At 31.9% G+C, this 13,645-nt stretch carries 12 protein-coding genes; 11 read left to right on the top strand and 1 reads right to left on the bottom strand.

Translation table 11 applies throughout. From position 1 onward, the window contains the following. Positions 1-26 precede the first annotated feature (26 nt). Positions 27-1,571, bottom strand: a complete 1,545-nt coding sequence (locus H0I23_RS06830) for a bifunctional response regulator/alkaline phosphatase family protein (protein ID WP_216785709.1) — start codon at positions 1,569-1,571, stop codon at positions 27-29. A gap of 118 nt (positions 1,572-1,689) precedes the next feature. Between H0I23_RS06830 and H0I23_RS06825 the strand changes: the two genes are divergently transcribed. The 11 genes from H0I23_RS06825 to hisG all read left to right on the top strand — a co-directional run bounded on the left by H0I23_RS06825 (position 1,690) and on the right by hisG (position 13,644). Beyond that, positions 1,690-2,919: an HD domain-containing protein gene (locus tag H0I23_RS06825; protein WP_216785708.1), complete on the top strand. Its 1,230-nt coding sequence runs from the start codon at positions 1,690-1,692 to the stop codon at positions 2,917-2,919. 23 nt (positions 2,920-2,942) lie between these two features. Continuing rightward, positions 2,943-3,968, top strand: a complete 1,026-nt coding sequence (gene lpxD / locus H0I23_RS06820; protein ID WP_216785707.1) for a UDP-3-O-(3-hydroxymyristoyl)glucosamine N-acyltransferase — start codon at positions 2,943-2,945, stop codon at positions 3,966-3,968. A gap of 34 nt (positions 3,969-4,002) precedes the next feature. Continuing rightward, positions 4,003-5,355, top strand: a complete 1,353-nt coding sequence (locus tag H0I23_RS06815) for a bifunctional UDP-3-O-[3-hydroxymyristoyl] N-acetylglucosamine deacetylase/3-hydroxyacyl-ACP dehydratase (RefSeq protein WP_254073679.1) — start codon at positions 4,003-4,005, stop codon at positions 5,353-5,355. Between the two features lies 1 nt (position 5,356). Further along, positions 5,357-6,142 (top strand): acyl-ACP--UDP-N-acetylglucosamine O-acyltransferase, encoded by a 786-nt coding sequence (gene lpxA, locus H0I23_RS06810; protein WP_216785705.1) that lies wholly within the window; start codon positions 5,357-5,359, stop codon positions 6,140-6,142. Positions 6,143-6,265: 123 nt separating this feature from the next. Continuing rightward, positions 6,266-6,832, top strand: coding sequence for an elongation factor P (efp, locus tag H0I23_RS06805; protein WP_216785704.1), 567 nt, complete (start codon positions 6,266-6,268; stop codon positions 6,830-6,832). Positions 6,833-6,879: 47 nt separating this feature from the next. Further along, positions 6,880-7,815, top strand: a complete 936-nt coding sequence (locus H0I23_RS06800; protein WP_216785703.1) for a UDP-3-O-(3-hydroxymyristoyl)glucosamine N-acyltransferase — start codon at positions 6,880-6,882, stop codon at positions 7,813-7,815. 72 nt (positions 7,816-7,887) lie between these two features. Then, positions 7,888-8,760, top strand: a complete 873-nt coding sequence (sucD, locus tag H0I23_RS06795; protein ID WP_216785702.1) for a succinate--CoA ligase subunit alpha — start codon at positions 7,888-7,890, stop codon at positions 8,758-8,760. Between the two features lie 143 nt (positions 8,761-8,903). Then, the gene (gene fabG, locus H0I23_RS06790; protein ID WP_216785701.1) at positions 8,904-9,653 is read left to right on the top strand and encodes a 3-oxoacyl-[acyl-carrier-protein] reductase; all 750 of its coding nucleotides are present in this window, start codon (positions 8,904-8,906) and stop codon (positions 9,651-9,653) included. Between the two features lie 36 nt (positions 9,654-9,689). Continuing rightward, positions 9,690-11,699, top strand: coding sequence for a VWA domain-containing protein (locus H0I23_RS06785; RefSeq protein ID WP_216785700.1), 2,010 nt, complete (start codon positions 9,690-9,692; stop codon positions 11,697-11,699). Between the two features lie 21 nt (positions 11,700-11,720). Beyond that, entirely contained in the window at positions 11,721-12,536 is an 816-nt protein-coding gene (locus H0I23_RS06780; RefSeq protein WP_216785699.1) for a prohibitin family protein, read from the top strand. Between the two features lie 250 nt (positions 12,537-12,786). Beyond that, entirely contained in the window at positions 12,787-13,644 is an 858-nt protein-coding gene (gene hisG / locus H0I23_RS06775; protein WP_216785698.1) for an ATP phosphoribosyltransferase, read from the top strand. Position 13,645: the final 1 nt, after the last annotated feature.

The following is a 13,645-nucleotide window of genomic DNA, read 5'->3' as shown; positions in this document are numbered from 1 at the left end:
TATAGTTTAATGTGTTTTAACTTTAGTTACCTAGGGTCTAAAACCACAAATGGTATAATCATTTCTTCTAATGATACGCCTCCGTGTTGGTATGTGTTACGGTAGTAACTTACATAGTGATTGTAGTTATTTGGGTATGCAAAAAATAAATCGTTTTTTGCAAAAATAAATGAACTACTCATGTTTATACTAGGTAGGTATATATCTTTTGGATTAGTAGACTCAAACACATCTTTTTTATTGTAAGATAAACTCCTACCTGTTTTATACCTTAGGTTTAAGCTAGTTTCTTTATCTCCAATTACTTTTGATGGTTGTTTTACATTTATTGTACCGTGATCAGTTGTTATAATTAGCTTTTGCCTCATAGTTTGTGCTTGCTGAATAATTTCAAGAAGTGGTGAGTTTTTAAACCAACTTTGGGTCAAAGATCGATAAGCTTTATCATTAGAAGCAAGTTCTTTTATAACTTCCATTTCTGTTTTAGAGTGCGAAAGCATATCTACAAAATTATAGACAATAACCGTTAAGTCATTTTTCTTTTGAGATTTATAATTCTGAGATAAATGTTTTCCTTGTTTTAGACTGCTAATTTTGTGATATTCCCACGTTAGGTCTAATCCTAACCGTTTTAATTGCTCATCTAAAAACTCGGCTTCAAAAAGATTTTTACCACCTTCTTCTGTATCATTTTTCCACCATTTCGGATATTTTTTCTCCATATCTAAAGGAGTAAGTCCAGAGAATATTGCATTTCGGGCGTACTGGGTTGCAGTAGGTAAAATACTGAAATAATTAGTTTCTTTTTTCTTTTTGAAGAATGGAGTAATAGTGTCTTCAAAAGCAAGCCACTGATCATATCGCAAGTTATCTATTACGACTAATAATGTAGGCTTTTCTTTTAATTCAGGTTTAACAAGCTCTTTAAAAACAGTGTGTGATAGTACAGGGCCGTTACTATCTGTAAACCAATCTTCATAATTTTTATCAATGAATTTTCCGAATTGATTATTTGCTTCGGTTTTTTGAGATTCTAGTATTTCGAACATACTTGAGTCTTCAATTTCCTCTAAACGCAACTCCCAAGAAATTAATTTTTTATAAAGATCAGCCCATTCTGTATATGAATTCACTATAGATAAGTCCATCGCAATTTTACGAAACTCCTGTTGGTAGTTTGCTGTAGTTTTTTCTGAAACTAATCTAGAATTATCTAAACTCTTTTTTAAAGAAAGTAGAATTTGATTAGGGTTAACCGGTTTTATAAGGTAATCTGCTATTTTTGAGCCAATAGCTTCATCCATAATATATTCTTCTTCACTTTTTGTAATCATTACTACAGGTAGGGTAGCGTCGATATTTTTAATTTCGGCTAATGTTTCTAAACCAGATATACCTGGCATGTTTTCATCTAAAAAAACAATGTCAAAACGTGTGTCAACAACTTCTTCTAAAGCTTCTTGACCACTTTTACAGGTAACAACAGTATAATTTTTACTTTCTAAGAATAAGATATGCGATTTTAATAAATCTATTTCATCATCTACCCAAAGTATAGTTATTTTGCTCATTTAATATGTTTAATATTTTTATATTGATATTGTGTCGTAAAAATGTAATTTTAAAGCACAACACTTAAATTCATTTGTATAACTTTGACATCCACACCCAAGTATAAACTTTTATAATTTGATAAAATCTAAAAAACTTGAAATTTTTAACGATCCGATCTACGGATTTATAAATATACCGAATTCTTTAATCTTTAAGTTAATTGCTGAGCCTAGTTTTCAACGATTAAGAAGAATTTCACAAATGGGACTTTCTTACTTGGTATATCCAGGAGCACATCATACAAGATTTCATCATGCAATTGGTTGTATGCACTTAATGCAGCATGCGGTGCAAGTACTTCGACTTAAGGATGTTACTATTACAAAAGAGGAAGAGGAGGGTTTGTATTGTGCAATATTATTGCATGATATTGGTCACGGTCCATTTTCGCATGCAATGGAGCATGCTATAGTTGAAGGGGTAAGTCATGAACATATCTCTTTATTATATATGGAAAAGTTGAATAAAGAATTTAATGGAAGTTTAACCACTGCTATTAAAATTTTTAAAGGTGAACATCCTAAAAAATTCTTAAATCAATTAGTTTCTAGCCAGTTAGATATTGATAGGTTAGATTATTTAAAGAGAGATAGTTTTTATACAGGTGTAGCAGAAGGTAATATAAATTCAGAACGGTTATTAACAATGTTTAATGTTGTTGATAATAAGTTAGTTATAGAGAAAAAAGGAATCTACTCTGTTGAGAAATTTTTAATGGCTCGTAGGTTTATGTATTGGCAAGTATACCTTCATAAAACAGGTATTGTAGCAGAACAATTGTTAATTAGTGTTTTAAAAAGAGCTAAGGAATTATTATCAAACGGAGAGGATTTAAATTGTAGTGCTTCTTTAAAGTTTTTTATGCAAAATAAACTAGATGAAAATACATTTACAAGTGAACATTTAGATCGTTTTGCACAATTAGATGATGTAGATATTCTATCAGCAATAAAAGAGTGGCAATACACTGATGATTTTGTTTTATCAAGGTTGTGTAGTATGATAATAAACAGAAAATTATTACATATAAAAATTAAAAACAACCCTATTGATCCTAAAAAAGTACAAAAACAGAAGCTTTTTTTAAAGAAAAAATACGATTTATCTGAAAGCGAAATTGAGTATTTTGTTTTTGAAGGGGTAATTGAAAATCAGGCTTATAATCAACATAATCAGAACATTAATATTTTAAGAGATAACGGTAAAATAGTAGATGCAATACTGGCATCAGATCAATTAAACTTGAAAACTTTGTCAAAAAAAGTGACAAAATATTATATCTGCTATCCTAAACTTTCGGTTTAAGTATTTTTGTTACTTTTGCTTTTATGAAATTTACAGCTAGTCAAATTGCCGGAATTCTAGACGGAGAACTTGTAGGGAACCCAGATATTGCCGTTGATAAATTGGCTAAAATAGAAGAAGGGGAACATGGTTCTCTAACTTTTTTAGCAAATCCGAAGTATACACCACATATATATACCACAAAATCTTCAGTAACGATAGTTAATAAAGATTTTGTTGCAGAGCATGAGCTTACAACAACACTCATTAGGGTAAACGACGCATACAAGTCTTTTTCAAAATTACTAGAATATTATAATCAAGTAAAGAATAATAAAACAGGTGTTGAGTCGCCTTCTTTTATAGGTGAAAACTCTATGTATGGCGAGAATTGCTATATAGGTGTTTTCTCTTATATAGGTGATAATGTAAAAATTGGCGATAATGTAAAAATTTACCCTAATACATACATCGGCGATAATGTTGTTATTGGTAATAATGTAATTGTATATGCAGGAGCTAAAATTAACTCAGAAAGCATTATTGGTAATGGTTGTGTAATTCATAATTCAGCCGTAGTAGGGTCCGATGGGTTTGGTTTTGCTCCAAATGCAAGTGGAGAGTTTACTAAAATACCACAAACAGGTAATGTTATTTTAGAAGATAATGTAGATGTTGGTGCAATGACTACAATTGATAGAGCTACATTGGGTTCTACAATTTTAAGAAAAGGAGTAAAACTAGATAATCAGATTCAGATAGCTCATAATGTAGAAATTGGTGAACATACCGTTATTGCAGCACAAACAGGTGTTGCAGGTTCTGCTAAAATCGGTAAGCATTGTATGATTGGGGGGCAAGTAGGTATTGTAGGGCATATTACTATTGGTGATAATGTACGTATACAAGCACAATCAGGAATAGGAAGAAATATTAAAGACGGAGAAATTATACAAGGGTCACCAGCGTTAACTTATGGAGATTATAATAAGTCGTATGTGCATTTTAAAAATTTACCGAAGATCATAAATAGAATTAACGAAATTGAAAAAAAGATTGGCCGTGAGTAATAAGAAACAACGAACAATTGCGAAAGAAGTTACAATGTCAGGTGTAGGATTGCATACAGGCGAAAATGTAACGATGAAACTCGTACCAGCACCAGAAAATCATGGATATGCTTTTAAACGTACGGATTTAGAAGGTGAACCTATAATTGAAGCAGATGCTAATTATGTGGTGAACACGCAAAGAGGAACGAACTTAGAAAAAAAAGGTGTTAAAATTCAAACATCTGAGCATGTTTTAGCAGCGCTTGTAGGTTTGGAAATTGATAACGTTTTAATTGAGTTAAATGCTCCTGAACCTCCAATTATGGATGGTTCATCTAAGTTTTTTGTCGAAGCGATAGAAAGCGCAGGAGTTGTTGAGCAAGGTGTAGATCGAGATGTTTACATTGTTAAAGATGTAATAACTTATAAAGATGATGAATCTGGTAGTGAAATAACTATTATTCCTTCAGATGAGTATCAGGTAACCACTATGGTTGATTTCGGTACTAAAATTTTAGGTACTCAAAATGCTACTTTAGAGCGTTTATCAGATTTTAAAAGTGAAATTTCAGAGGCAAGAACTTTTAGTTTTTTACATGAGTTAGAGATGCTTTTAGAGCATGGCCTAATAAAAGGCGGCGATTTAAATAACGCTATTGTTTATGTTGATAAAGAGATTTCTGAAGAAACAATGAAAAAGCTTGAAAAAGCTTTTAATAAAAAGAAGATTTCTATTAAGCCAAATGGTATTTTAGATAATCTTACTTTGCATCATCCAAATGAAGCTGCTCGTCATAAGTTATTAGATGTAATAGGTGATTTAGCTTTAGCAGGTACGCGTATTCAAGGTAAGGTAATTGCAAACAAACCAGGTCACTTTGTGAATACTCAATTTGCTAAGAAATTATCTAAAATTATAAAATTAGAAAAGAGAAATAAAATACCTCAATATGATTTAAACCAACCCCCTTTGATGGATATTCATCAAATTATGGATGTTTTACCTCATAGACCACCTTTCTTATTAATCGATCGTATTTTAGAGCTTTCTGATACGCATGTGGTAGGTATGAAGAATGTGACCATGAATGAAGGTTTTTTTATTGGTCATTTCCCAGGTGCTCCGGTAATGCCAGGTGTTTTGCAGGTAGAAGCTATGGCTCAAACAGGAGGTATTTTGGTATTGAGTACAGTTCCTGATCCAGAAAATTACTTAACTTTTTTCATGAAAATGGATAATGTTAAATTCAAACAAAAAGTATTACCAGGTGATACGTTAACTTTTCACTGTAGTCTTATTACGCCTATAAGAAGGGGTATATGCCATATGCAGGCATATGCCTATGCTAATAATAAATTAGTTTGTGAAGCTGAATTAATGGCGCAAATAGCTAAAAAGAAATAAGATGAATCAACCGTTAGCCTATATTCACCCAGGAGCTAAAATAGCGAAAAACGTAGTTGTTGAGCCTTTTACAACCATTCATAATAATGTAACTATAGGAGATGGAACTTGGATAGGTTCTAATGTTACGATTATGGAAGGCGCTAGAATTGGTAAAAATTGTAATATTTTTCCTGGTGCAGTAATTTCGGCACCACCTCAAGATTTAAAATATAACGATGAAGAAACAACCGTTATAATTGGAGATAACACTACAATTAGAGAGTGTGCTACAATTCACAAAGGTACTTCTGATCGTATGAAAACAGTAATCGGAAAAAACTGTTTAATAATGGCTTATTGCCATGTTGCTCACGATTGTTTAGTTGGTGATAATTGTATTTTTTCTAATAATTCAACTTTAGCAGGTCACGTTACTATTGGAGACAATGTTATATTGGCAGGTTTGGTAGCTGTACATCAGTTCGTTTCTATCGGGCAGCATGCATTTGTAACTGGCGGATCTTTGGTTCGTAAAGATGTGCCGCCTTATGTGAAAGCGGCAAGAGAGCCTCTTTCGTATGTTGGTATTAATTCTGTAGGATTAAGAAGAAGAGGTTTTATTTCTGATAAAATTCGTGAAATACAAAATATTTACAGAATCTTATATCAAAAAAACTACAATAATACTCAGGCTGTTCAAATCATTGAAGCAGAAATGGAAGCAACACCAGAAAGAGATGAAATACTTCAATTTATAAGAGATTCTCAGAGAGGTATAATGAAAGGTTATTTTAGTACCAATTAAATTACAGAAAGAATATAATAGTAATTGTTCGTTATAGGGAGTAAATGAAAATGATTTCATTTATCGTTTGAAGCAGAAATAAAGCTAAAGTCTAGTAACGAACAAAAATTTATAAATAAAATTATGGCATCAACATCAGATATTAGAAAAGGACTTTGTATTCGTTATAATAATGATATTTTCAAAATTATTGAATTTTTACATGTAAAACCAGGTAAAGGTCCTGCGTTTGTTCGTACAAAACTGAAAAGTGTTACTACAGGAAAAGTATTAGATAATACTTTTTCAGGTGGTAGTAAAATTGAAGATGTTAGAGTTGAAACGCGTTCTTATCAGTATTTGTATCCTGAAGGAGATATGTATCACTTTATGAATACGGATGATTATAACCAAATAACGTTACAAGAAAGTGCTATAGATACACCGGGATTATTGAAAGAAGGTACAATTGTAACTATTCTTTTTAATACAGAAGATGCAATGCCGCTTTCAGTAGATATGCCAGCAAGTATTGTCTTAGAAGTTACGTATACTGAGCCAGGTGTTAAAGGAAATACAGCTACAAATGCAACTAAACCAGCTAAAGTTGAAACAGGAGCAGAGGTAAATGTGCCTTTATTTATTAATGAAGGTGATAAGATAAAAGTTGATACTTCATCAGGTTCTTATATGGAAAGAGTAAAAGAATAGTTATAGCTAGTTGTTTGAATTATAAATATTAACGAGTTACTATTTAAATGAAGTTTCCAATACCACATAGTTTACAGCAAATAGCAAGTATTATACAATCTGAATATATTGGTAATGCCGATTTTCAGGTTTTAGGTATGAATGAAATTCATGTGGTTGAAGCAGGTGATATTGTTTTTGTCGATCATCCTAAGTATTACGATAAAGCATTAAGTTCTAAGGCAACTACTATTTTAATTAATAAAAAAGTGGATTGTCCAGAAGGGAAAGGTTTATTAATTTCAGACGACCCATTTAGAGACTTTAACAAGCTAACTGCATATTTTAAGCCTTTTCAAAAAGCAAATCAAAACATTTCTGATTCTGCAATGATTGGTGAAAATACAGTTGTACAGCCTACAGCATTTGTAGGTAATAATGTTGTAATTGGTGAAAACTGTATTATTCATTCTAATGTATCCATTTATGATAATTGTATTATAGGTAATAATGTTACCATTCATGCGGGTAGTGTTCTGGGTTCAGATGCTTTTTATTATAAAAATAGACCAGAAGGATTTGATAAATTATTATCAGGAGGTAGAGTGGTTGTTGAAGATTTTGTTGATATAGGAGCGTTATGTACTATTGATAAAGGTGTTACGGGAGATACTACCATAAAGAAGGGGACTAAAATTGACAATCAAGTTCATATAGGGCATGATACTGTTATCGGTGAAAAATGTTTAATAGCTTCACAAACAGGTATCGCAGGTTGTGTTATTATAGAAGATGAAGTTACACTTTGGGGTCAAGTGGGTGTTACTAGTGCAATTACAATAGGCAAAAAAGCAGTAGTTTTAGCGCAAACAGGAATTTCAAAATCAATAGCAGGAGGGAAGACTTATTTTGGAAGTCCGGTTGAAGAAGCTCGTGAAAAACTGAAGCAATTAGCTAACGTAAAAAGAATTCCAGAAATTTTAAATAGAATAGAAAGTAAATAAGCATTGAAAATACTTTATAAATTGTTTTCAATGCCATATTTTTGTAAAGCAATAAATTAATATAGATATAAAATGAGTGTTTTAGTCAATAAAGATTCCAAAATAATTGTTCAAGGTTTTACAGGTAGTGAAGGTACCTTTCATGCAGAACAAATGATTGAGTACGGAACAAACATCGTAGGTGGTGTAACTCCTGGTAAAGGTGGTCAAGAGCATTTAGGGAGACCTGTTTTTAACACAGTGTTAGAAGCTGTTGAAAAAGCTGGTGCAGACACTACAATTATATTCGTTCCACCTGCTTTTGCTGCTGATGCAATTATGGAAGCTGCAAATGCTGGAATTAAAGTTATAATTACAATTACAGAAGGTATACCTGTTGCAGATATGGTAAAAGCTGCAAACTATATCAAGCATATGGATTGTCGTTTAATCGGCCCTAACTGTCCTGGTGTAATTACTCCAGGAGAAGCTAAAGTAGGTATTATGCCTGGTTTCGTTTTCAAAAAAGGAACAGTAGGTATCGTTTCTAAGTCAGGAACTCTTACTTATGAAGCAGCTGATCAAGTTGTTCGTCAAGGCTTAGGTATTACAACTGCTATTGGTATTGGTGGAGATCCAATTATTGGAACTACAACTAAAGAAGCTGTTGAGTTATTAATTAATGACCCTGAGACTGAATGTGTGGTTATGATTGGCGAAATCGGTGGTCAATTAGAAGCTGATGCTGCTAAATGGTACAAGGAAAGTGGTAGCAAAAAACCTATAGTTGGTTTTATCGCTGGAGAAACTGCTCCTGCTGGTAGAACAATGGGTCATGCTGGTGCAATAGTTGGTGGTAGTGATGATACTGCTCAAGCTAAAAAACGTATCATGAGAGAGTCTGGAATTCATGTAGTTGATTCTCCTGCTGAAATTGGTAAAAAAGTAAAAGAGGTAATGGGATAATTGATATTCAATTAATACCCTTTAAATCATAAAATTAAAAATCCCGTTATTCTGAAAAAAAATCAGTTTATACGGGGTTTTTTTATATGATTATATCAAACAAAACTTATATTTGAACAAGAACGGAACAAATTATTTTAGAAATGAAGTTATTAGAAGGTAAAAATGTAATCATTACAGGGGCAAGTAGAGGTATCGGTACAGGAATTGCTCAAGTTTTCGCAGAAAACGGAGCAAATGTAGCTTTTACATACAGTTCTAGTGAAGCACCAGCTTTAGCTCTTGAAAAAGAATTAACGGCTAAAGGAGTTAAAGCAAAAGCGTATAAAAGTAATGCAGCTAGTTTTAGTGAAGCAGAAGCTTTAATTGCGAATGTTTTAGAAGATTTTGGTGGTGCTATTGATGTATTAATCAATAATGCAGGTATTACTAAGGATAACCTTTTGATGCGTATGGCTGAAGAAGATTTTGATTCAGTTATCGAAATAAATTTGAAATCTGTTTTTAATATGACAAAAGCAGTGCAACGTACTATGTTAAAGCAACGTAAAGGTTCTATTATTAATATGAGTAGTGTTGTTGGAGTAAAAGGTAATGCAGGTCAAACAAATTATGCAGCATCTAAAGCGGGTATGATAGGTTTTACAAAATCTGTCGCGCTTGAACTAGGTTCAAGAAACATACGTTGTAATGCAGTTGCACCTGGTTTTATAGAAACAGAAATGACAGCCAAGCTTGATGATAAAGTTGTTCAGGGCTGGAGAGATGGTATTCCATTAAAAAGAGGTGGTAGTACTGAGGATATTGCTAATGCGTGTTTATTCTTTGCATCTGATATGTCTGCCTATGTTACAGGTCAAGTTTTAAATGTTGATGGTGGAATGTTAACGTAGTAAATTTTATTATTAGTTATACTAGTAAAAACCAATATGCAAATACAAACCATTCTATTACTAATTTTAGCAGCAATTGTAGCTTTGTTAATAGTAGGGTTTCAGTATTATTATAAATCTAAAAAGAGAGGAAAACATATAGTTTTGCTCTCTTTTTTTCGTTTTATAGCTTTATTTGGTGTTTTTTTACTACTTATTAATCCTAAATTCTCAAAAAAAGAATTTTTTATAGAAAAGACAAATCTTGTTATTTTGACAGACAATTCAAGTTCTGTAAAATCATCAATTGCAGACGTTAAGGCTGTTTTATCTAAATTAAAATCTGATGATAGAATTAATGAAAAATTCAATATTAAAGAATATAATTTTGGTAATACTTTAAATTCTTCAGATTCTCTATCTTTCAAAGAGCAAAATACCAATATATCTAGCGCATTAAGTACTGTTGCTGGTGTTTTTCATAGTACAAATAAAGTTGCATTGCTATTAACTGACGGAAATCAGACAGTTGGTCAAGATTATGAGTTTTTGTCATCTAAATTAAACTTTCCTGTGTACCCTATAGTATTAGGTGATACAACAAGTTTTGAAGATGTTAGAATAGAAGAGGTAAATGCTAATAAATACGCTTTTTTAAAAAATAAATTCCCTGTAGAGTTTTATGTGGCTTATGAAGGGCAGAGTTCTGCAAACTCCACAGTTGCTATTTCTTTAGATGGAAAAACAGTTTTTAAAGAACGTATGCAATTGTCAAGTGTAAATAATTCTAAAAAAATTAATATTTTTTTAGATGCTAATTCTGTAGGTTTAAAAAATTTAAAAATAAGTGTAGCAGCATTGGCTAATGAGAAAAACACGATTAATAATACTAAAAATATAGTAGTAGAAGTTGTTGATGAAAAAACAAATGTTGCAATTATAACTAACATTAGTCATCCAGATGTTGGAGCTTTAAAAAACTCAATAGAGACGAATGAGCAACGTTCGGTTCGTGTATATGATTCCAATGTTGATTTAAGGCTTTTAAGTGAAACTTCAATTTTTGTATTATATCAGCCAGATACTTCGTTTAAAGCGGTGTTTGACTATTTAAATAAGAATAAGGCAAGTACTTTTGTTGTAGTTGGTTCTAATTCAGATATTAATTTTCTGAATAACTCGCAAGAGAATTTTTCAATTGAAACAGGATACCCGATGCTTGATGTCGTTGGGGTTCTTAACCCTGCTTTTTCAAAATATGATATTTCAGATTTTGATAGTTCTAATTACCCACCATTATTAAGTTCATCTGGTAGTATTTCTTTTGCTGGAGTAAGTGAATCATTATTATCGATGAATATTCGAGGTGTAAATTTATCAAACTCTTTATTTTCATTGTCTACAAATAACGAATCTAAAACAGCTCTTTTGTTAGGTGAAAATATTTGGAAATGGCGTATTCAGAGTTATAGGAATGATTCTAAATTTGAAAATTTCGATAAATTTATTGGTAAGTTATTTTTGTATTTATCAGAAAATAAAAAGAAGAATAGATTGAATTTAGAATATCAATCTATTTATGAAGGTATAGGTAAAGCGAAGATTGCAGCCTCATACTTTGACGAGACTTTTGTTTTTGATACCAATGCAAGTTTAATTCTTACCATAAATAATAAAGAGATACCAATGCTTTTGAAAAATGAATATTTCGAAGCAGATTTAAGCTATCTAAAACCTGGGAATTATAATTTTTCAGTTACGGTTAATAAAGGAACTATAAAAAGGGGGGGTAAGTTTACAATATTAGATTTTGATGTAGAACAGCAGTTTTTATCATCAAACTATAAAAAACTAGAAAAAGTAGCTTTAGCAACTAAATCAGAGTTAATTTATCCTTCAGGAATCATACAACTTATTGACAGGTTGAATTCGGATAATAGGTATGTTCCTATTCAAAAAAGCACTGAAAATGTCGTATCTTTGATAGACTTCCGGATTCTATTAGCTATTATTATAGTGGCTCTAGCATTAGAGTGGTTTATTAGAAAATATAACGGATTAATATAAATATTTACAGATTATTTTAAAATGGACAAATTACCAAAAATTGCTTTACCAGCAGTATTTATTCTTATTATAATAGTAGTTTTAATTTCAAAATCTACCGTCACGGTTGACTCTGGTCAGGCGGGTGTGTTGTACAAACAATTTCAAGGTGGTGTGGTTACAGATGAGCCGCCTTTAGGAGAAGGTTTTCATTTTGTAGCTCCATGGAATAAAGTGTTTATCTATGAGGTAAGGCAGCAAGAAGTGTTAGAGAAAATGAATGTTTTATCTAGCAATGGTTTGGATATTAAACTAGAAGCTTCGGCTTGGTTTGAGCCTGTGCGTAGTGAATTAGGAAAGTTGCACCAAGAAAAGGGAGAAGATTATATTCAAAGAGTTTTATTGCCTACAATACGTTCTGCTGCACGTTCTGTGGTAGGTCGTTATACTCCAGAACAATTATATTCTAGTAAGCGTGATGCTATACAGCAAGAGATTTTTGATGAGACAAAGAAGATTGTAGAAGGAGAATATATTCAACTTAATGAAATTTTAGTGCGCGATGTAACTTTACCGCCAACGATCAAGGAGGCTATTGAGCGTAAATTACGCCAGGAGCAAGAATCTTTAGAGTATGAGTTCCGCTTAGTTACTGCTAAGAAAGAAGCAGAAAAAGTAACAATAGAAGCTCAAGGTAAGGCAGATGCCAACCGTATATTGAGTGCATCATTAAATGATCAAATTTTGAAAGATAAAGGTATAGATGCTACTTTGGAGCTTTCTAAATCACCAAACACTAAAGTTGTTGTAGTTGGTGGAGGAGAATCTGGATTACCTTTGATTTTAGGGAACAATTAATCTGTTAGTTTTTGAATAAAAACAAGAACAGTTGTTAAAAAAATAGATTTTTGTTTTTTAACACATAAAATAATTTTACTTTTACATCAGAATGAAAAATACAACTACACATCATCATCATTTTTATACTTGCTTTCAAGCGAGGTAGAAATGTATTGTAGTAGTGCAACATATTTTAAACCCGTTTGAGCAATCAAACGGGTTTTATTTTTAAACTTTTTTTGATTGCCAGACACAAACTAAAAAGAAAATGACAAAAATTAGAATTGCTATTCAGAAATCAGGACGTTTAAATGAAGAATCTATTGAGATTCTTAAAGATTGTGGTATCTCAATCGATAATGGGAAAGATCAATTAAAAGCTTCTTCTCGAAATTTTCCGATGGAAGTTTTTTACTTGAGAAATGGGGATATTCCTCAGTATTTACGTGATGGAGTTGTTGATATAGCTATTATCGGCGAGAACGTTCTTATTGAAAAAGGAGAGGATATTTCTATAGCAGAAAGATTAGGTTTCTCTAAATGTAAAGTATCACTAGCCGTACCAAAGTCTGTAAAATATACTTCAGTAAAAGATTTTGAAGGTAAACGTATAGCAACATCTTATCCTAATACAGTTATAAATTATTTAGCAGATAAAGGTGTAAAGTCAGATATACATATTATTAATGGTTCTGTAGAAATAGCACCTAATATTGGCTTAGCAGATGCTATCTGTGATATTGTTTCTAGTGGTAGTACTCTTTTTAAAAATAATTTGAAAGAAGTTGAAGTAATGTTAACTAGTGAAGCTGTTTTAGCTGTTTCTCCTCAAATATCTGACGAAAGAAAAGATATTTTATCTAAACTTCAATTTAGAATACAATCGGTGTTAAGAGCTCGACAGTCGAAATACGTGCTTTTAAATGCTCCAAATGATAAATTAGACGAGGTTTTAGCACTGCTTCCGGGTATGAGGAGTCCTACTGTTTTGCCGTTAGCTGAAGAGGGGTGGAGCTCTGTTCATACTGTTTTGAATAAAGATAAATTTTGGGAAGTGATTGATGAGTTGAAAAAAGTAGGTGCGGAAGGTATTCTTGTTTGTCCTATTGAGAAAATGGTCCTTTAAT

The organism is Cellulophaga sp. HaHaR_3_176, assembly GCF_019021925.1.
Lineage (GTDB): Bacteria > Bacteroidota > Bacteroidia > Flavobacteriales > Flavobacteriaceae > Cellulophaga.
The sequence above is the reverse complement of the archived record's forward strand: the minus strand, read 5'-3'. Positions and strand labels throughout refer to the sequence as shown.

Coding starts and splice junctions, on each gene's coding strand:
- H0I23_RS06830 (WP_216785709.1), bottom strand. CDS start 1,571: ATGAGCAAAATAACTATACTTTGGGTAGATGATGAAATAGATTTATTA.
- fabG (WP_216785701.1), top strand. CDS start 8,904: ATGAAGTTATTAGAAGGTAAAAATGTAATCATTACAGGGGCAAGTAGA.
- H0I23_RS06815 (WP_254073679.1), top strand. CDS start 4,003: ATGTCAGGTGTAGGATTGCATACAGGCGAAAATGTAACGATGAAACTC.
- H0I23_RS06800 (WP_216785703.1), top strand. CDS start 6,880: ATGAAGTTTCCAATACCACATAGTTTACAGCAAATAGCAAGTATTATA.
- lpxD (WP_216785707.1), top strand. CDS start 2,943: ATGAAATTTACAGCTAGTCAAATTGCCGGAATTCTAGACGGAGAACTT.
- hisG (WP_216785698.1), top strand. CDS start 12,787: ATGACAAAAATTAGAATTGCTATTCAGAAATCAGGACGTTTAAATGAA.
- H0I23_RS06785 (WP_216785700.1), top strand. CDS start 9,690: ATGCAAATACAAACCATTCTATTACTAATTTTAGCAGCAATTGTAGCT.
- efp (WP_216785704.1), top strand. CDS start 6,266: ATGGCATCAACATCAGATATTAGAAAAGGACTTTGTATTCGTTATAAT.
- H0I23_RS06780 (WP_216785699.1), top strand. CDS start 11,721: ATGGACAAATTACCAAAAATTGCTTTACCAGCAGTATTTATTCTTATT.
- lpxA (WP_216785705.1), top strand. CDS start 5,357: ATGAATCAACCGTTAGCCTATATTCACCCAGGAGCTAAAATAGCGAAA.
- sucD (WP_216785702.1), top strand. CDS start 7,888: ATGAGTGTTTTAGTCAATAAAGATTCCAAAATAATTGTTCAAGGTTTT.